The organism is Bradyrhizobium sp. USDA 4454 (genome assembly GCF_054822705.1).
In genome coordinates, this window is the sequence record NZ_JBTRCN010000001.1 from 7,580,902 (window position 1) to 7,606,076 (window position 25,175).

At 62.9% G+C, this 25,175-nt stretch carries 19 protein-coding genes; 14 read left to right on the forward strand and 5 right to left on the reverse strand.

Annotated elements, in window-relative coordinates; all coding sequences use genetic code 11:
* Positions 1 to 15: 15 nt before the first annotated feature.
* Together ACVIW0_RS35340 and ACVIW0_RS35345 are read left to right on the forward strand one after the other, a co-directional pair.
* Positions 16 to 411: a PRC-barrel domain-containing protein gene (locus ACVIW0_RS35340; protein WP_461356546.1), complete on the forward strand. Its 396-nt coding sequence runs from the start codon at positions 16 to 18 to the stop codon at positions 409 to 411.
* Positions 412 to 619: 208 nt separating this feature from the next.
* Positions 620 to 2,023, forward strand: a complete 1,404-nt coding sequence (locus ACVIW0_RS35345) for a TAXI family TRAP transporter solute-binding subunit (protein WP_461356547.1) — start codon at positions 620 to 622, stop codon at positions 2,021 to 2,023.
* 147 nt (positions 2,024 to 2,170) lie between these two features.
* Here the strand turns inward: ACVIW0_RS35345 and ku are convergent, their stop codons facing one another.
* The gene (ku, locus tag ACVIW0_RS35350; protein ID WP_461356548.1) at positions 2,171 to 3,103 is read right to left on the reverse strand and encodes a non-homologous end joining protein Ku; all 933 of its coding nucleotides are present in this window, start codon (positions 3,101 to 3,103) and stop codon (positions 2,171 to 2,173) included.
* Between the two features lie 277 nt (positions 3,104 to 3,380).
* On the opposite strand from ku, the gene ligD reads away from it, so the two are divergent.
* A complete protein-coding gene (gene ligD / locus ACVIW0_RS35355; protein WP_461356549.1) occupies positions 3,381 to 4,304 on the forward strand; it encodes a non-homologous end-joining DNA ligase in 924 nt (307 codons plus the stop codon).
* Between the two features lie 46 nt (positions 4,305 to 4,350).
* Here ligD and ACVIW0_RS35360 read toward each other — a convergent pair whose 3' ends face one another.
* Positions 4,351 to 4,515: a hypothetical protein gene (locus ACVIW0_RS35360; RefSeq protein ID WP_461356550.1), complete on the reverse strand. Its 165-nt coding sequence runs from the start codon at positions 4,513 to 4,515 to the stop codon at positions 4,351 to 4,353.
* 180 nt (positions 4,516 to 4,695) lie between these two features.
* Between ACVIW0_RS35360 and ACVIW0_RS35365 the strand changes: the two genes are divergently transcribed.
* On the forward strand, positions 4,696 to 5,022 hold the full coding sequence (locus ACVIW0_RS35365; RefSeq protein WP_461356551.1) for a response regulator transcription factor: 327 nt from the start codon (positions 4,696 to 4,698) through the stop codon (positions 5,020 to 5,022).
* Positions 5,023 to 5,112: 90 nt separating this feature from the next.
* Here the strand turns inward: ACVIW0_RS35365 and ACVIW0_RS35370 are convergent, their stop codons facing one another.
* Complete coding sequence (locus tag ACVIW0_RS35370) at positions 5,113 to 8,340, reverse strand: PAS domain S-box protein (protein ID WP_461356552.1); 3,228 nt, start codon at positions 8,338 to 8,340, stop codon at positions 5,113 to 5,115.
* 268 nt (positions 8,341 to 8,608) lie between these two features.
* On the opposite strand from ACVIW0_RS35370, the gene ACVIW0_RS35375 reads away from it, so the two are divergent.
* The 3 genes from ACVIW0_RS35375 to ACVIW0_RS35385 all read left to right on the forward strand — a co-directional run bounded on the left by ACVIW0_RS35375 (position 8,609) and on the right by ACVIW0_RS35385 (position 12,677).
* The gene (locus ACVIW0_RS35375) at positions 8,609 to 10,114 is read left to right on the forward strand and encodes a PAS domain-containing protein (RefSeq protein ID WP_461357519.1); all 1,506 of its coding nucleotides are present in this window, start codon (positions 8,609 to 8,611) and stop codon (positions 10,112 to 10,114) included.
* A gap of 145 nt (positions 10,115 to 10,259) precedes the next feature.
* Positions 10,260 to 10,667, forward strand: a complete 408-nt coding sequence (locus ACVIW0_RS35380) for a hypothetical protein (RefSeq protein ID WP_461356553.1) — start codon at positions 10,260 to 10,262, stop codon at positions 10,665 to 10,667.
* A 426-nt stretch (positions 10,668 to 11,093) separates the two neighbouring features.
* Positions 11,094 to 12,677, forward strand: coding sequence for a hypothetical protein (locus ACVIW0_RS35385; RefSeq protein WP_461356554.1), 1,584 nt, complete (start codon positions 11,094 to 11,096; stop codon positions 12,675 to 12,677).
* Here ACVIW0_RS35385 and ACVIW0_RS35390 read toward each other — a convergent pair.
* Complete coding sequence (locus ACVIW0_RS35390) at positions 12,629 to 12,754, reverse strand: hypothetical protein (protein WP_461356555.1); 126 nt, start codon at positions 12,752 to 12,754, stop codon at positions 12,629 to 12,631. The genes ACVIW0_RS35385 and ACVIW0_RS35390 overlap by 49 nt on opposite strands.
* 192 nt (positions 12,755 to 12,946) lie before the next feature.
* Here ACVIW0_RS35390 and ACVIW0_RS35395 point away from each other — a divergent pair, with 192 nt between their 5' ends.
* The 3 genes from ACVIW0_RS35395 to ACVIW0_RS35405 all read left to right on the forward strand — a co-directional run bounded on the left by ACVIW0_RS35395 (position 12,947) and on the right by ACVIW0_RS35405 (position 16,723).
* Positions 12,947 to 13,267 (forward strand): hypothetical protein, encoded by a 321-nt coding sequence (locus tag ACVIW0_RS35395; RefSeq protein WP_461356556.1) that lies wholly within the window; start codon positions 12,947 to 12,949, stop codon positions 13,265 to 13,267.
* Between the two features lie 337 nt (positions 13,268 to 13,604).
* Positions 13,605 to 14,345: an outer membrane protein gene (locus ACVIW0_RS35400; RefSeq protein ID WP_461356557.1), complete on the forward strand. Its 741-nt coding sequence runs from the start codon at positions 13,605 to 13,607 to the stop codon at positions 14,343 to 14,345.
* Positions 14,346 to 14,578: 233 nt separating this feature from the next.
* Complete coding sequence (locus tag ACVIW0_RS35405; protein ID WP_461356558.1) at positions 14,579 to 16,723, forward strand: methyl-accepting chemotaxis protein; 2,145 nt, start codon at positions 14,579 to 14,581, stop codon at positions 16,721 to 16,723.
* A 325-nt stretch (positions 16,724 to 17,048) separates the two neighbouring features.
* On the opposite strand, the gene ACVIW0_RS35410 is transcribed toward ACVIW0_RS35405, so the two are convergent.
* The gene (locus ACVIW0_RS35410) at positions 17,049 to 17,732 is read right to left on the reverse strand and encodes a TetR/AcrR family transcriptional regulator (RefSeq protein ID WP_461356559.1); all 684 of its coding nucleotides are present in this window, start codon (positions 17,730 to 17,732) and stop codon (positions 17,049 to 17,051) included.
* 219 nt (positions 17,733 to 17,951) lie between these two features.
* On the opposite strand from ACVIW0_RS35410, the gene ACVIW0_RS35415 reads away from it, so the two are divergent.
* The 4 genes from ACVIW0_RS35415 (at position 17,952) to hemA (ending at position 25,076) form a co-directional block, all read left to right on the forward strand.
* A complete protein-coding gene (locus ACVIW0_RS35415; RefSeq protein WP_461356560.1) occupies positions 17,952 to 19,202 on the forward strand; it encodes an efflux RND transporter periplasmic adaptor subunit in 1,251 nt (416 codons plus the stop codon).
* Positions 19,203 to 19,256: 54 nt separating this feature from the next.
* A complete protein-coding gene (locus ACVIW0_RS35420) occupies positions 19,257 to 22,466 on the forward strand; it encodes an efflux RND transporter permease subunit (RefSeq protein ID WP_461356561.1) in 3,210 nt (1,069 codons plus the stop codon).
* A gap of 135 nt (positions 22,467 to 22,601) precedes the next feature.
* Complete coding sequence (locus tag ACVIW0_RS35425; protein ID WP_461356562.1) at positions 22,602 to 23,666, forward strand: MBL fold metallo-hydrolase; 1,065 nt, start codon at positions 22,602 to 22,604, stop codon at positions 23,664 to 23,666.
* Between the two features lie 180 nt (positions 23,667 to 23,846).
* On the forward strand, positions 23,847 to 25,076 hold the full coding sequence (gene hemA / locus ACVIW0_RS35430; RefSeq protein ID WP_461356563.1) for a 5-aminolevulinate synthase: 1,230 nt from the start codon (positions 23,847 to 23,849) through the stop codon (positions 25,074 to 25,076).
* Positions 25,077 to 25,175 lie beyond the last annotated feature (99 nt).

The following is a 25,175-nucleotide window of genomic DNA, read 5'->3' on the forward strand; positions in this document are numbered from 1 at the left end:
ATGAGGAGTTCGGATATGAAGAAAAATCTTGCAATCGGATGTCTGCTGGCCGCGACGACGGCAACCGGGGCCTTCGCTGCTACCACCGTGCTGAGCGCGGCGCCGACGGAAAGCTGGACCGTCACGAACTACTACAAGCAGGCCGTGTACGATCCGAAGGAGAGCAAGATCGGCGACATCGACGACGTCCTCGTCGACAAGTCGGGCAAGATCACGGGGCTCGTCATCGGGGTCGGCGGTTTCCTCGGTGCGGGCGAGAAGGACGTCATCGTGCCGTTCACCGCGGTCAAGACCGCCAAGAAGAACGACAAGTGGTGGCTCACGCTCGACGAAACCAAGGACGACCTGAAGGGTGCGCCAGGCTTCAAGTACGATCGCGCCAGCACCACTTGGGTGCCGGAAAAGACGTAACTGGGCATCGCGGAGAGCGAATGCGAGCGAAGCGTTCGCTCTCCGATCCAGGCGTGGAAATCTCGGTTTGTGCGCCGCCGTCGCCAATCCAATCCATGAGAGGCAGCTTCTCGATGTGTTCGATGCAATGAGGGAAGCTCGGCAGGAAAATAAAAGCGGCTCGTGAACCGATCCCTGAGCCACTCGTTTGGTGGCGGAGGTTCTGCCGATGATCCCGTCTGACCCTGCCCAGATTGCGCACAACGGACGCCAAAGACGGTTGCTGGCGGTGCTCGCGATGGGATTCATCGTCTTCGCGGCCGCCGCGGGCGCTCTCTACTACATTCTGCAGCCCGAGACCCTCCGGATAGCGGTCGGCCCGGCGGGCAGCGACGACCAGCAGGTTGTGGATGCGATGGCCGAGGCTTTCGGCGAGGAGAGCAGATCAGTCAGGCTTTCCGCGATCAAGACCGAAGGCGCGGCCGAGTCGCTCGCTCTGCTGGGCGCCGGCAAGGCCGATCTGGCGGTCGGTCGCGGCGATCTGAGCATGCCGGCGGATGCGCAGACGTTGGCCGTACTGCGGAAGAACTACGTCGTCCTTTGGACGCCCTCCGGACGACCGGGCAAGGACTCCCGGAAGAAGGCAACTGGGAAGATCTCGGAGATCGCCGATCTGGCAGGCCACAAGGTCGGCATCATCGGAAGGAGCGGCGCCAATTTAGCGCTCCTGCGCACCGTTCTGATCGGCTCGGGCGTGGAGCCCGATAAGGTTGCGACGGTCCAATTCGGGACCGACGAGATCGGAAAGCTCGCGCAGGATACCACCCTCGACGCCTTTCTCGCGGTCGGTCCTCTCGACAGCAGGATCACGGCCGAGGCGATCGCCGCGACCTCGCGATCGCGCGGAGCTCCTAAGTTTCTCCCGGTCGATGCATCCGAGGCCATCGCGTTGAAGCAGCCGCGTTACGAAGCCGAAGAGATTCCTGGAAGCGTCTTCAGCGCGAACCCGGCCTGGCCGGAGGACAAGGCCGACACCATCAGCGTCAGCCATCTCATCGTCGCAAGGCGGAGGCTGTCGGAGGCCAAAGCGGCGGCCTTCTATCGCCAGCTTTTCGCTGTCCGCGACACCATCACGCGTCGCGTCGTCGGCGCCGCACACATCACCAAGCCCGATACTGAGAAGGAAGTCGAACCCTCCGTGCACCGCGGCGCCGCTGCGGTCATCAACGGGACGGAGCGGACCTTTCTCGACAAGTACAGCGACTACTTCTGGTTCGCCTTACTGCTTCTCTCCGGCATCGGGTCGGCCGCCGCGTGGCTGCGCCGCTATCTCAACAGGGACGACCTTGACGACGATGCCGGCCACCGCAACCGTATCCTCGCCCTGACATCCAAGCTCGTGGAAGCTGGGTCCGAAGATGACCTGCTGGCAGCCCAACGAGAAGTCGACAGTATCATCGGCGAAATGCTGAAGTTTTACGATGACGGTGCGATCGAACAAGACGACATGGTGGCGTTCGGCCTCAGCCTCCATCTGTTCGACCATGCCGTGGCCGAAAGGCGGTCGGCGCTCGAGAGCGGTCTGGTCGGTTCGGCAAGACGCGCAGGCACTCCACTGGCGTTGCGCCCGTAAATCCTAAAGGGACGATGCCCGGTCGATCCTGATTTGCGGAGTGTTTCTCAGCGAACCGACTGCGTCTACAGCGCGAGTGCCATGAATTCGAACCTCAGATAACTGGTGTCCTACGCCCAGCCCATGCCGCAAGGCGTCACCGATACTTCAAGCCGACTTGCGCCGCGCGCCAGCGGCAGGCTTCTTGGCGGCGGCCTCCTCGGCCGGCTTCTTGCCGGCGATCGGCATCAACATTTCCTTCTGCCCTACGACCGCCTTCTTGCCCTTTTTGACCGGCTTCTTCGAAGCCTTGGATTCGGTAGCCGCAGCACCGCCGACGCTTCGGCGCAATGCTTCCATCAGGTCGACCACGTTCTCGCCCTTCGGCCGGTCCTTGGGCACTATCGGTTTTCCGGCCCGCTTCTGGTTGATCAGTTCGACCAGGGCGCTCTCGTACTGGTCCTCGAACTTGCCGGGCTCGAACGAGCCGGACTTTTGGTCCACGATGTGCCGGGCGAGATCCAGCATGTCCTTGGTGACTTTGACGTCCTGTATCTCGTCGAAATATTCCTTCGGATCCCGCACTTCGTACGGGTACCGCAGCAGCGTGCCCATGAGGCCCTTGTCCAGCGGCTCCATCGCGATGATGTGCTCGCGGTTGGTCAGCACCGGGCGCCCGATCGCAACCTTGTCCATCTCCCGGATGGTGTCACGGATCACAGCGAACGCGTCGTGGCCGACCTTCCCGTCGGGGCGAAGATAGTAAGGGCGGATCAGGTACCGCGGATCGATGTCGCTGCGGTCGACGAACTCGTCGATCTCGATGGTCCGCGTCGATTCGAGCGCCACGTTCTCGAGCTCTTCCTTCATCACCTCGATGAACGTGTCGGTGTCGACCTTGTAGCCCTTGACGATGTCTTCGTTGGGTACCTCGTCGCCGGTGTCGGCGTCGACCTTGACGTACTTGATCCGATGGCCAGTCGCCCGGTTCAGCTGGTTGAACGAGATTTTTTCCGACTCGGACGTCGCCGGGTACAGCGCCACCGGGCAGGTGACCAGGGACAGCCGAAGAAAACCTTTCCAGTTGGCGCGGGGGGCCATGAACGCAGAACTCCAAATCGGGCTACTCGGATTCAAGACGAACGGGGCCTGCCGGTTCCGACATGGGCCGAGCCGACCGACAGGAAAATCGACCAACGGCCCGCCGCCCCCCGGGCACCTCCGAAAACATCGGGAATCGCTTGTCTTACGAGTACCTCGTGGAGATTTTGACCGGTAGTATGGATCCATGGGACGCGCTGACCGAGCCCCCGAAAACCACGCTGTTTCAGGATCCGGCAGCTTGAGTCCGCCAGTTGTTGTGATGGAGTTTAGTTGCGTGGCGTTTCAGCGTCGAAAACCGTTGGCGATAGGCGTCAAGGCGCCGTTCCCCGGCTTCGTAGAACCGGCCCTGGCATTCTCGATCGAGAAGGTGCCGACCGGTATCCGATGGATTCACGAAATCAAGTTCGACGGCTACCGGGTCCAGGTCCATTTGGCGAACGAAGCCGTGAAGGTCTTCACCCGCCGCGGTCACGACTGGACCAACCGTTTCAAGAAGGTCGCCGACGACGCCTGGCACATCAAGGCGGCGTCGGCGATCGTGGACGGCGAAATCGTGGTCCCCGCCGCGGACGGCACGACGAACTTCTCGGTCCTTCAGAACGAACTGAAGGGTAGGTCGACCAGCATCGTACTGGTCGCCTTCGACCTTCTCTATCTGAACGGCGGCGACTTGCGGAAGCTGCCGCTCTTCCAGCGAAAGGCCGAGCTCAAGAAGATCGTCGGCGGCACCGAGATTCAGTTCAGCGAGAGCTTCGAGATCGAGGGCTCCGAGATGTTCGCACACGCCTGCAAGGTCGGCCTTGAAGGCGTGGTCTCGAAAGTGCGCGACAGTCTCTATGCCAGCGGCCGCGGTAACAACTGGGTCAAGAAGACCTGCGCGCTGCGTGAGACCCTGCCGATCGCCGGCTTCGCGCTCACAGAGGGAAAATGGGACGGCATCTACCTCGGCCGGCGCAAGGGCGACGATCTGGTCTACGCCGGCAAGGTCGACCACGGCTTCGACAAGGCCTCCGCCGCCGACCTGCAGAAGCGGCTCAAGCCACTGATCCGGAAGACCCAGCCGTACGCGAAGCGGATCGCCCACAAAGGGATCTGGGTCGAGCCGAAGCTGCTTGCCGAGGTCGAATACCGGGCCAAGTCGGCGGAAGGGAAGGTCCGACACCCGTTCTTCAAGGGACTGCGGGAAGACCTGCAGTAGCATCCTCTCGCGGCAGGGTATCCGCATGGGTAGGGCCCTAGGGCGCCTATTTGACGGGAAAGGTTTCAGCGAATGTTTCCCGCCTCTCGCGCAGCACCGATAAAGCCGCGCGGGCAAGCCGGGCCGCGCCCGGCGTCGTCGATTTCGGGTCGACCTTAGGGATGGAAAAGCCGCAGTGCTCGGGCCGCATGTATGGCGTTGTGCCGCGCATCCGCCCGCCTGAAGGGACTGCATCTTCGATCCTCAAAGAGCGCTGCCGAGACGGCAAACGCCCGGAGCCCGCCGTCGAGTGGCGGCTCTGTGCGTCGAAAAGCAATTCACTTCTCTTCCGAACAATCTCGATACGCCCGGGTTAGCGAGGCGATGAGTGTGGATTCTTGAGGAAACAGCTGTGCGCGTGTTGCTGGTGGAGGACGATCCGCTGATCAGGGAGTTCGTGGTCGAGGCGCTGCGGGAGGCAGGCCTCGAGGTGATCCATGCGTCGAATGGGCGCGAGGCGCTCGCCTGGCAGGATCGGCAGGCCGTCGATGTTCTGGTGACCGACATCAAGCTGCCGGGGCCGATCGACGGGTGGCAGATCGCAGAAGGCTTCCGGCTGCACGATCCACTTCTGCCCGTGATCTACGCGACGGGATTTTCCCCGGTCGCCCCGCGGCCGGTGGCCGGCAGCGTGCTTCTGCAAAAGCCTTTCCACCCGGAGGAGATCGTCGCGCCGTGAAGGATCTCACCGATCGGCCGCGGTCCCGGTAGCACGGGACCTCCCTCGTAGAGAGAAACGCACGGGCTCTCGTCGGCGAAAGAGAGTCCCTCATCCGCTGCTCGATAGGCTGGCTAGTTTGGCAGCAAGTTCGTTGCTGCTGAATGGCTTGACCATCCGCGGAAGATCAGGCGCGACGCCCTCGCTTTCGGCGTAGCCCGACATCAAAAGCACCTTCGTCCCAGGCAGTTCGGAACGAACGAACCGGGCCAGATCTGTGCCGTTCATTCCTGTCATGAGATGATCGGTAATGAGCAGCTGGGGCTTGACGCCGCCGCCGATCAGCCGGATTGCCTCTTCCGCCGAGCCGGCTTCAAGAACCGCGTATCCGAGATCCGTGAGCATGTCCGCGGCTGCTGCGCGCACCAGGGGCTCGTCATCGACGAGAAGTGCGGTGCCAAAAGCCCCACCGGTTTGCACACAGGCCGGCTGCTGATTCTCTGACGCTACAGGCTCATCGGTCGAAGGGAGCCAGATTTCAATATTAGTTCCAATCCCCAGGCGGCTTTGAATGGTCAGAGCCCCGCCCAGCTGCGATGCCAGGCCGTGGGCCATAGAAAGACCGAGGCCCGTGCCCTTTCCGACGCCCTTTGTCGAGAAGAACGGCTCGACCGCCCGGGCCCTCACAGATTCGTCCATGCCGACGCCGTTGTCCGCAACGGATAGCCTGACATACCGCCCCGGCCTCAAATTGGTCCGGTGTCCCGCGTCAAGCTCTTGGACGTCCGCGGTGATGCGTAACGTGCCTCCGTCGGGCATCGCGTCGCGCGCATTCACCGCGAGATTGAGGAGAGCCATCTCCAACTGGTTCTCATCGACCTTCGCGGCGGGTAGGTCCTGCTCGACTTCTACCGAAACCCTGACCTGCGGACCGGACGTACTCGCGATCAAATCGCCCATTCCTTGAATCAGGTCCCCCATCCGGATCGCCCTGGCTTGGAGCGGTTGGCGTCGTGCGAATGCGAGCAACCGCTGAACAAGCGTCTTGGCTCTGTCTGCGGACTGCACGGCGCCGGCGATCAATCGTTGCTCGCGCTCCCCGCCTACGCCCCTGCGTTGCAGAGCATCGAGGGCGCCGACGATCGGCGTCAACAGGTTATTGAAGTCGTGGGCGACGCCACCGGTGAGCTGGCCCATCGCTTCCATTTTCTGTCCCTGACGCAGCTGCTCCTCCGCCCGCGCCAGCCGCTCCTGCTCCCGGATACGTTGCGTCACGTCGTAGACGAATTGGTACGCGCCGATCCGCTCACCTTTGCTGTTCCGGAGCGTGTTGTACTTCATTTCGTAGTGGCGACGTACGCGACCTCGGTCGCCGAACGTCCCGACTTCAGTGAATTCCTCTCCGGACAAAGCGCGGGCCCAAATCGCGCGGACCGCTTCGCGTTCGGTAGGAAGGTGGGCCAACAGATCGAGCATGCTTTGCCCCGTGTGCGGACGAACTCCGAATATCCTCTGGAATTCGTCTGCCGAGGCCTTGTTGATGGCGAGCCAGCGAAATTCGAGGTCTACGACCTGAACGAAGGCATCAGTCCCTTCGACGATGTCCGCCAAAACCTTCCTTTCAGCCAGGACCTCCGAGATGCGGCGCTCCAACGTCTCGTTCAGCTCTTTCAGCTTTGCTTCGTCCGCCTTGCGACTAGTGACGTCGATCGCGGTGCCGGTCACCCGGACACAGCGGCCCCCGGCATCGAACACACCTCGCCCTTTCGCCGCGACCCAGCGAACCCGACCGTCCTCTTTGCCGACGGTTCGATACTCGACGTCATAGAGGGCTCGCTTGTCGGGGTCTGCCGCGGCTGCGTAAGCTGCGCTGACGAACTCCCGGTCCTCAGGGTGAAGACCCGAGTAGAAGTCCAGCATCGACACGGCTACGTCCGGCGAGATACCGAACATTGCCTTGACCAACGGAGGCCAGTGCAGGACTTGATTGACCTCGTCGACGTCCCAGAAGCCGACGTCCGCGTTGGCCGTCGCCAGGCGCAGCCGTTCCTCGTTCTCTCGCAAGGCAATGTTCATCGTCTGCAGTGCCTCGTCGGCACGGCGACGTTCGGCCTCCGCTTCCTCTCTCTGCGTGATATCGACATTAACGCCGATCATCCCGAGGAATTCACCGGAAGGCCCAAAGCGAGGATGGGCTACGGTTTCCAGCACCCGGTATGCCCCCGAAGCGCTGCGGTATCGCCCTTTCAGCTCTACCGGAGTCCGTCTCGCGACTGCGGCCCCGACCTGTTCGCCGACGGCTGCGGCGTCGTCGGGATGTATCGTGGAGGACCAGTCGAAGTCGGGAATTGCTGCTTCCTCCACGCCCCAGAAGCTACGGAGCAGCCGATTGAGGTGGAGGCACTTGCCAAAGGAATCGCTTATCCAGATCATGACCGGAGCGTGCTCCGACATGAGCCGGAAGCGTAAGTCGGACTCCTTCAGTTGCGCTTCGGTCATTATTCTGTCGACTGCCAAGCTAAGCTGGCGCGCAATCGTGCTCGCTAGTCGGGTCTCGCGCTCGCTGAATTGGTGCGGACTACGATAATAGGTCATGAACTTGCCGAAGACGTGCCCGTTGGCGAGGAGCGGAATGAAGGCAAGGCCACGAATTCCTTCTCCCTCGATCATCTTCTTCAAGGCATCGGGTTCGTTCGTATCCCGAATGTCGGTGACGAAGATCGGGACCGCTTCGGTCGTCTCGGGCGTCCATGGCGAGTGACCGTCCACGGCTTTGCGGTATTCCTCGCTGATGCCCTTCCATGCGACGAAGCGCATGACGGAGGTCGAGTCGAACAGAAGGATCGACGCCCGCTCGCATTCGAGCGCTCCGGTAATCGCCCCTAGCGCCGCCTCGTAGACCTCTTCGGCGGATTTAGCGGCCTGAAGACGCTCGGACAGGTGAAAGAGTGTTTCGAGCTCCCGGATCGTCCGCGATAGAGATTCCGAGACGCTCTTGCGTTCACTGATGTCTCGGCAAAATGAGGCTCCGCCCACGATCGATCCGTTCTCATCGCACAGCGGGGCGACCGTAATCTCCACGGCGAGGGCTCTGCCATCCTTATCCACCCTGACGGTTTCGAACGGGCCGAAGGATTCGCCGGCGCTGACGCGATCGATCATATTCTCGGCGGTCGAGCGCTCCGCTTGCGTGACCAGGTCAAGTAGGGAGCGACCGGCTATTTCCGAACTCGCGAACCCCAACAGGCGTTCTGCCGCTGGATTCCACTGCGTGATGATGCCGTCGGTGCGCCAACACCAGATCGCGTCGGGGGACCCGGCGATCGCCGAAAGCGCCACCGGTCCTGGCTCTTCCGCCGCGTGGACATAGGATTTCCGTTTGACTGCGGAAACTGGCCTATCAGCTCCACTCGACATCATTCACCCCTGGCGGCCGCCTTGGACAGAAGGCGGCGCTTCAGCTTGTGCCCCGAAAAACAACCTCGTCTAACGACAGGGATCCGGGTTGGTTCCTATCGAGCCCGCCGAAGTCGAACTGCGGCTCCTCACACGAGGCATTCTGCTTTCGCCGCTTGCGTGGTCGGGAAAAATCAGTTTCCGTCAAGCGATGCACACTGATCCCGGCCATTCCCAGGGTAAAGGCACCTTTCCTCCCGGCGGGGGCGAATTGGCCGAACGTATCCGCTCGCTCGATTGGTCGACTACAAGCCTCGGCCCGACTGTCGATTGGCCTCAGCACCTGAAGGCTGCCGTCACACTCATGCTGCCCGCCCAAGCACAGATCGTGCTGTTCTGGGGGCCGGAGTTCGTGGCGTTGTACAACGATGCATATGCCCCGACCATCGGCGAGAAACACCCAATGGCTCTTGGCCGCCCCGCCTCGGAGAGCTGGGCGGAGCTATGGGACGATCTGGAGCCCCTCCTCCGACGCGTCCTCGAGACCGGGGAGACCGTGTCCGCCAAGGATCGCCCCTTTTACATCGAGAGACACGGCTATCCGGAGAATGTCTATTTCGACATCTCCTACTCGCCCGTCCGCGGCGAGACGGGTGAAGTCGATGGAGTTCTCTGCATCGTCAGCGAAACCACCGAGCGGGTAGTCGCGCAGGCCGCGCTGGCGAGAGCGCAGGAAAGGCTGACCCTGGCTTTGGGCGCCGCCGGAATGGTGGGGACCTTCGACTGGCACGTGCAGTCCGATACGCTGTATTCCGATGCCCGCTTTGCGGAAATGTTCTTGGTCGATCCCGACAAGGGCGACAAGGGTGCCCCACTGAAGGAGTATCTTGCCGGCATCTATCCGGAGGATGTCGAGCGAATCGCCAAGGCTATCGAGCACACAGTGAACACTGGGGAAAGATACGTCCAGGAATACCGAGTCCTAAAAAAGGGCGGAGACATTCGCTGGGTCGAGGCACGCGGCGAATGTCTATGCGACAAGGCAGGAAAGCCCGAACGCTTCGTCGGCGTGGTGGTTGATGTGACGAGCCAGAAGAACGCGCAGGAGCGACAACGGCTGCTTGCACGCGAGGCCGACCACCGAGTGAAGAACATTTTCGCGAATTTTCACTCCTTGATCAGCTTGAGCGCTCGCTCTTCGCGCACTCCCCAGGAGATGGCTCGAGCACTTCGTGGGCGCATGGACGCGCTGTTGCGGGCAAAGGATCTCGTCCGACCCGGGATCATGGGTACGGAGCACGAGAGTGAGCGCACGACAGTAGACGCGTTGGTGCGCACCGTGCTTCAGCCGTATGAAGACGGCTCGCCCGGTCGCATCGTTTTGAGCGGACCCGAGGTGCCGGTCGGGGCCAAATCCGTGACGGGCCTTGCTTTGGCTCTCCATGAGACCGCGACAAACGCGGTAAAATACGGCGCGCTCTCCCAGCCGAATGGATCAATCCATGTCACGTGGGGCGCCAATCATGATGAATTCCATCTCGAGTGGGACGAAGCCGGCGGCCCCCTCATCGAGACCACGCCGTGCGCCAAAGGCTTCGGCACGGTTCTTACCGAGCGGAGTGTGGCTTCCGAGCTTGGCGGCAAAATCGAGCACGATTGGCGGCGCAATGGTCTGAGGCTGATTCTCAGCGTCCCACTAAAACAACTAGCGGCCTGACACCAGTCGCCAACTTGGTCGGAGGCCGGTCCGCGGTCGCATCAGTGCTTGGCGCAGTTCTGCTCGCTTCCCCGGCTTCCTCGTTGATCGGGGACGCTCTCGGCGGCGCCACTCAGGGGCGGCGAGCGCGACGAACTCGGGTCCGATGGCCGGCTACGTCGACGCGCTGCTGCGGCCCAACGATCCGTCCGCGCAGGGGCAGCAATCGTCCGATTCGCGACCCGAACTGGTTCGTCTGCTCACGGCCGACTTCCGTTCAGCCAAGGATCTCAAGGCCGACGATCGCACCTACGTCGTCAAAATCGTTGCCGCACGCACGGGGCTGAGCCAGGCCGACGCCGAGAAGCGCGTGAACGACGTCGTCACGCAAGCCAAGTCCGACCTGGACGCCGCACGGAAGGCCGCGATGCAAACCGCGATCTGGCTGACGCTCTCGCTCTTCATCGGAGCGCTTTCCGCCACGCTCGCGGCGATGGAAGGCGGCGGCGTGCGCGACGGTACGAGGGGTCGGAAGGCGCGCATCTCAGGTGAACCATCATTCAATCGCAACTAGGAGAGAAACCATCGGCAGCTATGAGTTTTGAATTGATCACTCCTTGGTAAGCTTGCACGGAATGTGCTAAAAGTCGGCGTGCGGCGCCTCCCAAGGGTGCCACACAAAAACAGATCGCCGGATCGAAAAATTCAATAAAATCAACACTAAGCGGGATTGCCACCTCAGTTCAATCCTGTCTGGCAGCACCAGTCCTTTCCACCGACACATCAGTCACTCACTGACGAAATTGGGCCCGGCCACGCGGCGCTGGCTGTGAGCTGCCGGCTTGGTCACTCTTGTTGCAACTCCGCGATTGGGGCGAGGGCCGGCTCCGGGGCGCGCGGCGCGCAAAGTTTGAAAATTTGACGACCAAATGTCGCAAGTAGGTTGAGAGAATCAAAATATTCGCGTCATGTAGTCCGATAGTCAGGCTGAGAATCCCGAGTGCATTCCCCCCGCTACAACATTTTGCTGCTGTGCGCCGCCGCAGCCCTGAAAACCAATACGGTATCGGATCATATTCGTGCGTTTCGCCAATATGGTCGGCACAATTTTACGATTGTGGATTCGCTGGCGTTCGAGGCGATCGGAACGGATCTCGATGCCTATGACTGCATCGTATTTCACTATTCCATCGTGATCTCGATGGACAACTACGTTCCCGCCTCTTTCCGCGACAAGATAAGACGGTTCAAGGGGGTCAAGGTCGCGTTCATTCAGGACGAATATCGCTTCATCGATCGTCAAAACGCTGCTCTGGCCGATTTGCAGGTCGGCGTGGTTTTCACGGTCACGAATCCCGACGTGACCCGAAAGATTTACCGCGACCCGTATTTCGACGGTGTCCGCTTCGAGCACACGCTCACGGGATTTGTGCCCGAACATTTGCTGTCGATTGACGTGCCTGACTACGCGGCGCGCCCGCTCGAGGTTTCGTATCGCGCACGCAAGGCGCCGGCCTGGCTCGGATCGTTCGCCGAGGAAAAATGGCGAATAGCCGACAGATTTGCCGCCGATGCAGCCCAGTACAACCTGGTCTGCGACATCGACACCAGCGAGACGTCCAGGATCTATGGCGGCTCCTGGGTCGACTTTGTCGCGAGCTCGAAGGCGGTGCTCGGGACGGAAAGCGGCGTCAGCTTCATCGATTTCACCGGGGACACCCAGGTCGAGGTGGAACGGTTCTGCGCAGAAAATCCCGATCTCCCCCACGAGGTGGTAAGACAGAGATTTTTGGGAGACGACGACGGCAAGATCGTTATCCGGGTGGTTTCTCCGCGCATTTTTGAAGCTGCCGCGCTCCGCACCCTGATGATCCTCTATGAAGGTGACTATTCAGGTGCGGTCCGGCCGTGGGAGCATTACGTGCCGCTCCGGCGCGACCACGGCAACATGGCGGAAGTGGTCTCGATCATCCGAAATCCGTCCAAGGCACAATCCATCATCGATCGCGCGTATCACGAAGTTGCCCTGTCCCCTGCGTGGACGTTCAAGCAGATGATCGAGCGATTTGACCAGGTCGTCACCGACGAAGCGCAGCGGCTCGGGCTCACGCCCAGCGCGCTTCCTGAGACGCTCGGCCCACTGGAGCTGGCCATCAGCACAAATGGGATTCAGTGGGTCGCCCGCGGCCAATATCTCGAGGAGCACGTTGTCCCGGTCTACAACAACCTGGTCGATGGCCATCTGGAGTTGGTCGGACACTACGAGCGCCTGAACCAATACTATCAGGGGCTGGTTGAAGACTACCAAAGTCTGGCCAAAGACTACCAAAGGCTGGCCGGAAACCATCAAAGCCTGGCTAAAGGCAACCAAAATCTGGCGGAAAGCTACCAGGAGCTCGCGCGAGACCCGCTCAGCCGCATCGCCTATCTGCGGCTGCGGCAACGCCTCAGTTTATTGAAGATGAAACTGACGTTGGCCCTTCAGCAGGTGAAGGCGCTCCGCGGCAAGCAATTGCCCTCGTCCGCTTCGCTGGATCAATGCGCGAGCAGCGCGCCGACCCCGCCGATCATCAGCACGACGTAGAACGCGAACACACTGCCGACCCATTTCCAATCGATCTGTCCGTGTTCGGGGCTGAGGCTTTCGATGATGCCGTGCATGATGGTTTCCTTCAGAAGCGTTTTCGAGCGAAGTGGGTACCGGTTCGCATGAACAAGACGCGTCAAAACAAGAATCCAGAGCCCCGTTCCGATTCGATCGGAACGGAAAAGGCTCTAGAAGTCACATGCGCGGCGTATAGACCCGACCTCGATCACGTCATGTGACTTACTTCACACTTTGCGGACTTCAGCGTGACCGGCCCAGAATTAAGAAAATTGCGCGAACATCTCGGCGAGGCGCTTGGCCGGGAGCTGACGGCCGCCGACATGGCGAAACTATGCGGGTTGCCCGCGGCCGGCGGCGCCGAGAAGCTGCGCCGGTGGGAAGTCACCGGCCCGACCCCGAAGGTCGCCGGCCTGCTGCGCGTGCTGGCGATGGCGAGTGAGCGCTATCCGATCCTGGAGGAGTTCGACGTGTTCGATCGCCACGACGTTCCGGTCGGGGATCGCGCCGCGCGCCGCGAGGCGTTCCGCCAACAGATACGCGACGACGTGCGCAGGCGGCTCGCCTGAGGCGCGATGAGTTTTGATTGAATCGGCTTGGCGGTCTCGGTTCACCTCTCCCCGTCGGGGAGAGGTGAACTTTCGATGCCGTTGCAGCTCAACCGAATCTCATCATGCCCTAGCTAACGGACGGCTTGGTTAACGGAAGACGCGCGCCGTGCGCGGCGCGTTAAGCCTTCCGTCATCCCGGCTTAAGCGTTCGTTAGGCACAACAAAACGTTTCGCCGCAAAGGCTGCGACTTAACGCACCAAGCCGTCTTTCGATGAGAAATTTTATTCAAATGCGGGCTAACCCAGCGGTGGCGCCATTCACGCTGCGCCTCATGACTTGTCCGGAGACTGCCCCATGAAGACGTTCCTGCTCGCAACCGTAGCCGCATCTGCCGTCGCTGCCCTTGGCGCGACCGCTCACGCCGCCGACCTCAACCGCGGCTATTACCAGAAGGCGCCCGCGCCTGTTTACGCCGCGCCGCTCTACAACCGGACCGGCTTCTATCTCGGCGGCCATCTCGGCGGCGTGTTCTCGGGCAACAACAATTTCAACGGCCTCGCGCTGTCCGACTCCGACGCCCGCTTCATGGGCGGCGTGCAGGCCGGCTACGACTGGCAGCTGTCGCCGATGTGGGTGATCGGCCTCGAGGGCCAGTATTCCTGGCTCAGCGGCCATCAGCTCAACGCGATCTTCCCGGGCGGCTATGTCTACAACAACAACCAGCGCGGCATCGCCTCGATCACCGGCCGCGTCGGCTACACCTGGGGTCCGGGCCTGATCTATGTGAAGGGCGGCTACGCCTATTCCGACAACAACGAATCGGTGACGCAGGGCGGCGTGCCGACCGGCTTCGTGTTCTCCGACAACCATAGCAACGGCTGGACCATCGGCGGCGGCGCCGAATACATGTTCGCGCCGAACTGGTCGGCCAAGGTCGAGTATCAGTACTATGATTTTGGCGACAGCCGCTTCACCGCGCCGGGCGCGCTGGCGCAGTATGGCAGCTTCCACAATGACGAGCATACGGTGAAGGCCGGTCTCAACTACCGCTTCAACCTCGGCAATCTCGGCGGCCCGGCTTACGGTCGCTACTGAGACGACGGACCATCCCAACCAAGAGTGGAAAGGCCGGCTCGCGCCGGCCTTTTTTACGTCCAGTCACCCACATCGATTCCGCACAGCGGATCCGAACGGCGCGCGGCGGCCCCGAAAAATCCCGCAGATCGTCGCAATTTTCCCGATTTTGTTAACCCGCCGCACCGATACTCCCGCGCCGGGGAAACATCCAAGAGTAGTGGCCGGGTAGTTGGCCGGGGGGTACAGGGGCAATGGCGTTTCGGTTCAAGCTCGGCAAACCAAATCTCAAGCGCATCCGCCTGCCGCAGATGGGCGTCAGGGGCAGTCTGTTCGCGGCGTTCGCCGTGATCGCAGGCATGGCGCTCGTGATCAGTGCAGGCGCCGGCATCGTGCTGCATCGCCTCGGCGGCACCATGAGCGATCTCTCCGGCCGCGACATTCCGCGGCTCGCCGCCAGCCTGCAACTGTCCGCGCAGAGCGCTTCGCTCGCCGCCCAGGGACCCGGCCTGCTCGCGGTGCAGAGCGAGGAGGCGCTGAACGAACGCACTAGGAAGGTGCAGGAGGTCGCGCAGCAGACCACTGCCAAGCTTGGCGAGATCATCGAGCTCGGCGCCGACAAATCCGTCGTCAGCGCGCTGCAGGAGAACGTCAAGAACACCGACGAGGCAACCAAGAGCCTGATCTCGGCGGCGCACGAGCGGCTCGACATCGCGGCGCTGCGCGACAAGCAATACAACGCGCTGCGCAAGGCGCAGAACGCCTTCGTCTCCGCCGCCGGTCCCGCGATGCTCGATGCGCAGACCCGGCTCAACGCCATCCTCGCCTCGGCCGAAGTCTCCGCCGACGACGCCACCGAAGCGGCCCGCACCGTCGGCCAGATCAGCAATGTGCTTGCCGTCGGTAATCTGATCGCAGCCGACATGACCGCGGCGCTGTCGGCCAATTCCAGCGAGATGCTCGATGCGATCGAGGCGGAGTTCAAGAACGGCCGCGAGCGCGTCAAGTCGAACCTCGAGGACCTGCCGAACAATCCGGCGATCGTTGCCGTACGCGACGCCGCCTCGAAACTGCTCGCTCTCGGCGAAAGCAAGACCGGCGTGTTCAAGGTCCGCCAGAAGGAGCTCGATTCGATCGATTACGGCCAGACCATCCTGGAAGAGACCCGCAAGCTCAATGTCGGGCTCGGCATCAGCGTGCAGCAGTTGGTCGAGGCCGTTCAGAAGGACACCGACGCCTCGACCTTCCAGGCGCGGCAGCAGATCTCGCTCGCGACCACGGTCATGATCGGCCTCGGCGCGCTGACGCTGGTCGGCTCGTTCCTGTTCGTCTGGCTCTATGTCGGCCGCAACATCCTGCGGCGCATCCGCGGCTTGCAGCGCTCGATGCAACTGTTGTCCGACGGCGATCTCGACACCGAGATCCCCCAGAGCCGGCAGCGCGACGAGATCGCCGTGATGGCCGACGCGCTGCAGGTGTTCCGCGAGAGCATGATCGAGAGCCGCGAGCTCACCGACAACCAGAACAAGGACCGCTCCGCCAAGGCCGAACGCGCCTCACGCATGGAGACGCAGATCGCAGCGTTCGAGTCCAACGTCCAGAGCGCGCTCGGCAGCCTGCAGACCGCAGCCAATTCGATGCAGTCGACCGCGCAGAGCATGTCGGCGACCGCCGACCAGTCGAGCGCGTTGGTCAACGCGGTCGCCTCGGCCGCCGAGGAGACCTCGGTCAACGTCCAGACCGTGTCGGCCGGTACCGAGGAGCTGTCGTCGTCGATCCAGGAGATCGGCCGCCAGGTCGTCACCTCGGCGGAGATCGCCCGCAAGGCGGTGGAGGAGGCCAGCGCCACCGACACCACCATGCAGGGGCTTGCCGACAACGCCGCGCGGATCAGCGTCGTGGTCGACCTGATCCAGACCATCGCCTCGCAGACCAACCTCTTGGCGCTCAACGCCACCATCGAGGCGGCGCGCGCCGGCGAGGCCGGCCGCGGCTTTGCCGTGGTCGCCTCGGAGGTAAAGAACCTGGCGAGCCAGACCGCGAAGGCGACCGAGGAGATCCGCCAGCAAATCGTCAGCATGCAGGAGGTGACGACGACGGCGGTCTCCGCGATCCGCAACATCTCGAGCACGATCGGCGAGATCAACGACGTCACCACCGCGATCGCCGCCGCGGTCGAGGAACAGGGTGCCGCGACCCGCGAGATCGCCCGCAACATCCAGCATGCGGCGGGCGGCACCAGCGAGGTGTCGAGCAACATCGTCGGCGTCTCCACCGCCTCGGCCGAGGCCGGCACTGCTGCCGCCGAGGTGCTCAGCGCCTCCGACGCGCTGCGCCGCGAGGCCGACGTGCTGCGCTCGGAGATCGACAGCTTCCTGTCGAACATCCGCGCAGCCTAACTCGCCGCCGTCGTTCAGGGGCGATGCGACAGCATGGTGCGCAATTGCGCATCTCGGGGTGACGGAATTGGCTTACTCAGCTTGCTCAGTGTCATCACCCGCGCATGCGGGTGATCCAGTATTCCAGAGACGGCCGTGCTTGAGCCGATAGGCCTCGGCGTACTGGGTCGCCCGGTCGAGCCGGGCGACGACAACAGTGGATGAGGATAAAGCTTCACATCCTCTCAGGTGCGCAATTGCGCACCATGGTTCGCCTCAATGTTCTGTCGAACGTTGTATAGCCCGCTGATCGCCCGACTACAGTCTTCGGATTGCATTCGGGCGTCTAGCCGTGCGGCCAGGCCTGCATTGCCAAGCGGCCGATCTTGCCCAACTTCTCGCGCGGTGCTCCGTCGCGCGCCTGGACAGCCATGCCGCGAACGACCGCGCTATAATAGGCGGCCAGCATATCGCAATCGGTCGCCGGCGGCACATCGCCGTTGGCAACGCCCCTGCGCATGCGGTCGGCCATCACGCTTTCCGAGAACGCGCGATGCTCGACCATCATCTCACGAATGTTTTTCATCCCCGGCGAGCAATGCGTGCCGGCCAGCGAGATCATGCAGCCAAGCGGATGATCGCCTCGCGTGAACTCGTCTGCGGTGGCCGCGAGCAAGTGCGCGAATGCGGTTCTGGTGTCGATCGACGGATCATTGAGAATGGCGAGAAACCATTTGCCCGCCCAGTCGAGATAGCTGCTGGTCGCTTCGCAATACAGCGCTTCCTTGCTGTCGAATGAATTGTAGAAGCTCGAGGCACTGATCCCCATCGCGTCAATCAGCTCGTCGAACGACGTGCCTTCATAGCCGCGTTCCCAGAACAGCTTCATCGCAGCCTGCAGCGCGACGGCGCGATCGAAGACCAAAGGCCGCCCTCGGCCGCGCTTTGGGCTGCGCACCTTGCGGTTACGGACCGTGTCGTCCTTGATGTCGTCCTTGGCTTTCTTCCCTTGAATTATTTTTGGTGTCATCGCTCCAAAATTCCTTGAACGGCGCCTCCCCGAGGTTATATCGCCCCAACGATATTGGAGGGCTTGCTCCAGATATCAACCCCACGCGGTATTTTTCCACTCCGGCGATGACAGTGACCAGGCAACACCGACTCGATGCGCCGCAAGGCTCAGCCTGCCGTTGGCGGCACCGGGCCCGGCCAAGCCTCGGGCGGCCAGGGAAAGAATGACGGACGTCTCATGGACCAGATCACCGACACCACAAAGGTAGCACGCGAGCCGCTCAATCGACCGGCGGGGCAGCCACGGAGACGCAGCTGGCGAACCGGCGTCATCGTTGCGGCAATCGCACTCGCCGTCGGATCGGTCTATTTCGGCTTCGCGCCCCATGGAGGCAACAAGGCGGCAGCGGTAGCGCCGCCGGCTCCGCCGGTGACAGTCAGTCAGCCGCTGCAGCGTGAGGTCAGCAACAGGATTGACTTCCTCGGCCAGTTCTCCGCGGTCGACCGCGTCGAGCTGCGTGCCCAGGTCGGCGGCACTCTGACCGAAATTCACTTCAAGGACGGCCAGATCGTTCACAAGGGCGATCTTCTGTTCGTCATCGATCCGCGCCCCTATGAAATCAAGCTCGCTCAAGCACAGGCCGCGCTGCAGACAGCAAAAGCCCGCGTCGAGCTCGCCAACAATCAGCTGACGCGGGCGACGTCACTCAAGCGCAGTGACTTCGCGACGCAGGAAACCGTTGATCAGCGTACCAACGAGCAGGACGCATCGCAGGCCGCGGTCGAAGATGCCAAGGCGCGCGTGCGCGACGCCGAGCTTGATCTCGACTATAGCCGCGTGCGGGCGCCCTTTACGGGACGCATCGGCGCGCGGCAGGTTTCGATCGGCAGCCTGATCGCGGGCAGCCGCGCCGCGACCAGCCCGACGACATTGCTGGCGACGCTGGTCTCGCTCGACCCGCTCTATGTCGATTTCGACATGAGCGAATCCGATTTCCTGACATTCTCGCGCGAGCGTGCCCACATTCAGGGGCCGCTTGCCAACAAGGTCCTGATCCGGCTTTCCGACGAGAACGATTTCAAGCGCGAGGCAACGCTCGATTTCATCGATAACGCGCTCGATCGCTCCAGCGGCACGATCCGGGCGCGCGCGACGGTGCCGAACCCCGATCTGCTCCTGGCGCCCGGTGCGTTTGCGCGGCTGCGGGTCGAGATCGCGCCGCCGGCGCCTGCTTTCTTGCTTCCCGATGCCTCGGTCATGCTCGACCAGTCGCAGCATCTGGTGATGACCGTCGGGCCCGACTCCGCGGTCAAGCCGAAGATCGTGACGACGGGCGATCTGCGCGGCGGTTTGCGGGTTATCCGATCGGGCCTCGAGCCCAGTGACCGCGTCGTCATCGACGGCCTGGTACGTGCCATTCCCGGCTCAAAGGTCACGCCGCAGGACGGCACTATTCGCTACGACACGAGCGCCGACGGCCGCGGCTAGATCAAAGACCGACAGCGAGACCAGGCGTCGCTTTCCTGACTTCCGGAGCTTCAAATGAGCCACAGCTTCATTGACCGGCCGATCTTCGCAACGGTCCTCAGCGTGTTTGTGACGCTGATCGGGCTCGGCGCACTCGCGATCCTGCCGATCGCGCAGTACCCGGAGATCGTGCCGCCCACCGTTCAGATCACCACAAGCTATCCCGGCGCCTCCGCCGAAGTGGTCTCGCGCACCGTTGCGACGCCGCTCGAGCAGGAGATCAACGGCGTCGAGAACATGCTCTATATGAACAGTCAGGCGACCGGCGACGGCAAGCTCACCATTACGGTCACGTTCCGGATCGGCACCGACCTCAACGTCGCGCAGATGCTGACGCAGAACCGCGTGCAGGATGCCCTGCCGCGGCTTCCGGAGGACGTGCAGCGGCTCGGCGTGCAGGTCAGGAAGGCGACCCCGAATATCCTGCTCGCCGTGCACCTCTATTCGCCGGATTCTTCACGCGACCTGCTCTACATCTCGAACTACGCGACATTGCATGTGAAGGATGTGCTGGCGCGGTTGCCGGGTGTCGGCGACGTGACGATGCAGGGCGGCCGCGAGTACGCCATGCGCATCTGGCTCGATCCGGACAAGGTCGCGGCCCACAATCTGAACGCAAGCGAGGTGCTGGCCGCGTTGCGCGCCCAGAATATCCAGGTATCGGCCGGAATTCTGAACCAGCCGCCGGTCGCCTCGAAGCAGGCCTATCAGCTCAACGTGCAGACACTCGGCCGGCTCTCGACGCCGGAGCAGTTCGCCTCCATCGTGCTGAAGTCGGATGGCGAGGGTCGCGTGACGCGGTTGCGCGACGTTGGGCGGGTCGAGATCGGCGCCTCCGATTACGGCTCGACCGCCTTCATGGACCGGCAACCCGGCTTGCCGCTCCTGATCTTCGCCCAGCCAGGCGCCAATTCGCTGGCCGTCGACAAGGAAGTGCTCGAGGCGATGCAGAAGCTCGGCAAGGAATTCCCGCCGGGCGTCGAATACAAGATCATTTATGACCCGACCATCTTCGTCGGCAAATCCGTCGATGAGGTGATCAAGACGATCTTCGTTGCGATCCTGCTCGTGGTCGGTGTGGTATTCCTGTTCCTGCAGAGCTGGCGTGCCGCGATCATTCCGGTGATCGCGATCCCGGTCTCGCTGGTGGGAACGTTCAGCTTTCTGTATCTGCTCGGCATCTCGCTGAACAATCTTTCGCTCTTCGGACTCGTGCTCGCGGTTGGCATCGTGGTCGACGACGCCATCGTGGTCGTGGAAAATGTCGAGCGCAATCTCGAGCGTGGCATGACCCCGGTCGAGGCCGCTCACGTCACCATGACGGAAGTCGGGGGCGCCTTGATCTCGATCGCCCTGACGCTGTGTGCCGTGTTCGTTCCGTCAGCGTTCCTGTCGGGTATCACAGGCCAGTTCTTCCGCCAGTTCGCCGTGACGATCGCGGCGTCCACCCTGATTTCCTGCTTCGTGTCGCTGACCTTGAGCCCGGCACTCTGCGCGGTGCTGTTCAAGGCGCATGAGCCTGGCCACAAGGCGCGGGGCTCGTGGATCGCCCGGCTGGTGCAGGCAGGATTTGCCCGCTTCAACATCGGCTTCGAATGGCTGTCGACCAGCTATGGACGCCTGACGCGCCGGCTGGTGCAGATCACGGGGGTCGTGCTCGTGATCTATGCGGCGCTGATCGGGCTTGCCGGCTTTCAGTTCGCACGGGCGCCGACCGGCTTCATTCCCGAACAGGACCAGGGCTATCTGATCACGGTGTTGCAGCTGCCGCCCGGCGCGACGCTCGACCGGACCGAAGCGGTCGTGAAGAAAGCGATCGAGATCATCATGTCGACGCCGGGTGTCGAGCACGTTGCGCCGTTTGCGGGTCTCGATGCCACGACCTTCACGATCGCCTCCAACGCCGGAACGATCTTCTCGGGCCTGCCGTCGCTTTACAACCATGAGGTCGACGGCGTGACCGCAGCCAGCGTGCTCGCCGATTTGCGCAAGCGGCTGTCGGTGATCCAGGAGGCTTACGTGCTGACGATCCCGCCGCCGCCGGTGCAGGGCATCGGCAATGCCGGCGGCTTCAAGATGATGCTGCAGGATCGTGCCGGGCTCGGCTCGGAGGCACTCGCCAAGGCGGCGCAGACGCTGGTCGCTGCCGCCAACAAGGATCCGAGCTTCGCCGGGGTGTTCACGCTGTTCGGCACCCGCGCGCCGTCGGTCTATGCCGACATCGACCGCGAGCGCGCCGAGAAAGTCGGTCTGACGCCGACCGATGTGTTCAACACCCTGCAGGTCTATCTCGGCTCGCAATATGTCAACGACTTCAACTATCTGGGCCGAACCTACCAGGTGATTGCGCAGGCCGATGGTTCGTTCCGGCAGGACCCGCAGGATGTCGCGCGGCTGAAGGCCCGCAACTCTTCAGGCGAGATGGTGCCGATCGGCACCGTGGCGCGGATGAAATCCGAGAACATGGCCTATCGCGTGCCGCGCTATGACCTGTTCCCGGCGGCCGAGGTGATGGGCGTCGCGGCGCCGGGCGTGGCGACCGGCAGCGCGCTGCATCGGATGGAGGAGTTGGCCCATCAAGTTCTGCCGCCCGGCATCGGCTTCGAATGGACCGAGCTTGCCTTTCAACAGCAGCTGCCAGGAACATCATCGTTGCTGGTGTTCGGCGCCGCCGCCCTGTTCGTGTTCCTGGTGCTCGCCGCCCAGTATGAAAGCTGGAATCTGCCGCTTGCGGTCGTGATGATCGTGCCGATGTGTCTGCTCGCCTCCGTGACGGGCCTGCTGTGGCGCGGCATGCCGATCGACGTGCTGGCTCAGATCGGCTTTGTCGTGCTGGTTGGTCTGGCAGCCAAGAACGCGATCCTGATCGTGGAGTTCGCGCGCCAGACCGAAGAGACTGGTGCGAGCCCGGCTGAAGCCGCCGTCACGGCGGCACGCACGAGGTTGCGGCCGATCCTGATGACGTCGCTCGCCTTCATCTTCGGCGTTGCGCCGCTCGTCGTCGCAACCGGCGCCGGCGCGGAGATGCGCCAGTCGCTCGGCACTGCGGTGTTCGCCGGAATGCTCGGCGTGACCGCCTTCGGCCTGCTGTTCACGCCAGCGTTTTATACCGTGGTCCGCAGGTTCGGGCGCAAGCCGCAGCGCGTGGCAACGCACGAAGCCAAATCTTCGGGGAGTGTGAGCGGACACAGCCATCCCGTGGGGAGCGTGCATCCAGCCGAATGATCCTGTCGCAAGCGGGCGGTGAAGCGACCAGCGCAATCCGGGCTACGGAATTCGGGCGCCGCTTCACCGCAGTCTCCGGACGACTATCTGATTTTTCGGCTGGCGCGGCGGGCAATGTGCCGCTAAGCCGGTAGCATGCACACGAAGACCGACAGCCTTCCCTCCTCCGCGGAGGCACTGCGATACCCCTGGGAAAACCATCCCGGCCACGACCAGGTCGTGGAGGTGGCGCCCGGCGTGCTGTGGGCGCGGCTGAAGCTGCCGTTCCGCCTCAACCATGTGAACATCTACCTGCTCGCCGACGGCGACGGCTGGACCATGGTGGATGCCGGCTTCGGCAACGAGGAATCGATCGCGGCCTGGACCACGCTGTTCGAGGGACCGCTGAAGCACGTCAAGGTCACCAGGCTGATCGTGACGCATTCGCATCCCGACCATGTCGGTCTCGCCGGCTGGATCACGGAGCGCTTCGACTGCCCGCTGTTCATGTCGCAGGTGGAATATCTGCAATCGGTCTATCACCAGAACCGCGGCACCGAGGAACGGCGCAACGCGCAGCGGCTGTTCTTCCGCCGCCACGGCATGGACGAGGACCTCACCGAAAAACTGCTCGGCCGCGGCCAGGACTATCTGAAGCGCGTCTCGGTGCTGCCGCCGTCCTACCACCGCCTCACCCATGGCGACGAGGTCGTGATCGGCACAAGGCGCTTCAAGGTGATCACCGGCGGCGGCCACGCGCTCGACCAGGTGATGCTGTATTGCGCCGCCGACAAATTGTTCCTGTCCGCTGACCAGGTGCTGAGCAAGATCTCGCCCAACGTCAGCGTCTGGGCGGTCGAGCCCGAGCAGAACTCGCTCGGCGAGTACTTGGCCTCGCTGGCCAGCCTGACCACCACGCTACCCTATGACGTGATGGTGCTGCCCGGCCACGGCGTGCCGTTCTACGGGCTGAAGACCCGGATCAAGCAGCTCGCCGACCACCATGAGGAACGCTGCCGGCTGATCGCCGAGGCCTGCCGCGAGGTGCCGCAGACCTCCAAGGAACTGGTGCCGGTGGTGTTCCACAAGCACGTGCTGGACGAGCACCAAATGGGCTTTGCCGCCGGCGAACTCGTCGCCCACGTCAACTACATGCTGGTCGAGGGCCGCCTCACGGCCGCGATGCACGCCGACGGCATGCTGCGGTTCAGGACGACCTGAGCCCGGCCAAGCCGTAATGCCCCGGGCGATTTGACCGAAATCAAGCCGGATAGAGAGCCGCTAGGGCAATTTGCCCAACTGCGACGGATGCCCAAATGTGGGCCAACGCATAGACATTAGAGCTGGAAAAGCTCTAAGAAGAGGCAGTCGTTCCGGTCAGGTTCCGCTTTGGGTTTGCCGATGGATTACAGCCAGTTCTTCAATACCGCCCTCAACCGCCTGCATGACGAGCGGCGCTACCGGGTGTTCGCCGACCTCGAACGGATCGCGGGACGCTTCCCGCACGCGACCTGGCATTCGCCGAAAGGCAGCCGCAACGTCGTGATCTGGTGCTCCAACGACTATCTCGGCATGGGCCAGCACCCCAAGGTGGTCGGCGCCATGGTCGAGACCGCGACCCGGGTCGGCACCGGCGCCGGCGGCACCCGCAACATCGCGGGCACCCATCATCCCCTGGTGCAGCTCGAGGCCGAACTCGCCGACCTGCACGGCAAGGAAGCCTCGCTGCTGTTCACCTCGGGCTACGTCTCGAACCAGACCGGCATCTCGACGCTCGCCAAGCTGATCCCGAACTGCCTGATCCTGTCGGACGCGCTGAACCACAATTCGATGATCGAAGGCGTGCGCCAGGCCGGCTGCGACCGCCAGATCTTCCGCCACAACGATACCGCCCATCTCGAGGAACTCCTGATCGCCGCCGGCCCCGACCGGCCGAAGCTGATCGTCTGCGAGAGCCTCTATTCGATGGACGGCGACGTCGCGCCGCTCGGCAAGATCTGCGATCTCGCCGAAAAATACGGCGCCATGACCTATGTCGACGAGGTGCATGCGGTCGGCATGTACGGCCCGCGCGGCGGCGGCATCGCCGAGCGCGACGGCGTGATGCACCGGATCGATATCCTCGAAGGTACGCTGGCGAAAGCGTTCGGCTGCCTCGGCGGCTACATCGCGGGCAAGGCTGCCGTGATCGACGCCGTGCGCTCCTATGCGCCGGGCTTCATCTTCACCACCGCGCTGCCGCCGGCGATCTGCTCGGCCGCCACCGCTGCGATCCGCCACCTCAAGACCTCGACCTGGGAGCGCGAGCGCCACCAGGACCGCGCCGCCCGCACCAAGGCGATCCTGACCGCCGCCGGGCTGCCCGTGATGTCGAGCGACACCCATATCGTGCCGCTGTTCGTCGGCGATCCCGAGAAGTGCAAGCGCGCCTCCGACCTGCTGCTCGAGGACCACGGCATCTACATCCAGCCGATCAACTATCCGACCGTCGCCAAGGGCACCGAGCGGCTGCGCATCACGCCCTCGCCCTACCATGACGACGGCCTGATCGACGCGCTGGCGGAAGCCCTGCTCCAGGTCTGGGACCGGCTCGGCCTGCCGCTGCACCAGAAGCCGCTGGCCGCCGAGTAACCTTATCCGTTTCCGAACCGGAATTCGGGCCGGCCGTGCATCGCGCGGCCGGCCCTTTGCGTTATAATCCTGACATCCGGCCGCTTTGTTTGAGCATGG

Bases quoted from the DNA above. Each gene is read 5' to 3' on its own strand.
- ACVIW0_RS35340 (WP_461356546.1), top strand. From the start codon at position 16: ATGAAGAAAAATCTTGCAATCGGATGTCTGCTGGCCGCGACGACGGCA.
- ACVIW0_RS35345 (WP_461356547.1), top strand. From the start codon at position 620: ATGATCCCGTCTGACCCTGCCCAGATTGCGCACAACGGACGCCAAAGA.
- ku (WP_461356548.1), bottom strand. From the start codon at position 3,103: ATGGCCCCCCGCGCCAACTGGAAAGGTTTTCTTCGGCTGTCCCTGGTC.
- ACVIW0_RS35360 (WP_461356550.1), bottom strand. From the start codon at position 4,515: ATGCGCGGCACAACGCCATACATGCGGCCCGAGCACTGCGGCTTTTCC.
- ACVIW0_RS35375 (WP_461357519.1), top strand. From the start codon at position 8,609: ATGCACACTGATCCCGGCCATTCCCAGGGTAAAGGCACCTTTCCTCCC.
- ACVIW0_RS35380 (WP_461356553.1), top strand. From the start codon at position 10,260: ATGGCCGGCTACGTCGACGCGCTGCTGCGGCCCAACGATCCGTCCGCG.
- ACVIW0_RS35390 (WP_461356555.1), bottom strand. From the start codon at position 12,754: ATGCACGGCATCATCGAAAGCCTCAGCCCCGAACACGGACAGATCGAT.
- ACVIW0_RS35400 (WP_461356557.1), top strand. From the start codon at position 13,605: ATGAAGACGTTCCTGCTCGCAACCGTAGCCGCATCTGCCGTCGCTGCC.
- ACVIW0_RS35405 (WP_461356558.1), top strand. From the start codon at position 14,579: ATGGCGTTTCGGTTCAAGCTCGGCAAACCAAATCTCAAGCGCATCCGC.
- ACVIW0_RS35410 (WP_461356559.1), bottom strand. From the start codon at position 17,732: ATGACACCAAAAATAATTCAAGGGAAGAAAGCCAAGGACGACATCAAG.
- ACVIW0_RS35415 (WP_461356560.1), top strand. From the start codon at position 17,952: ATGGACCAGATCACCGACACCACAAAGGTAGCACGCGAGCCGCTCAAT.
- ACVIW0_RS35420 (WP_461356561.1), top strand. From the start codon at position 19,257: ATGAGCCACAGCTTCATTGACCGGCCGATCTTCGCAACGGTCCTCAGC.
- ACVIW0_RS35425 (WP_461356562.1), top strand. From the start codon at position 22,602: ATGCACACGAAGACCGACAGCCTTCCCTCCTCCGCGGAGGCACTGCGA.
- hemA (WP_461356563.1), top strand. From the start codon at position 23,847: ATGGATTACAGCCAGTTCTTCAATACCGCCCTCAACCGCCTGCATGAC.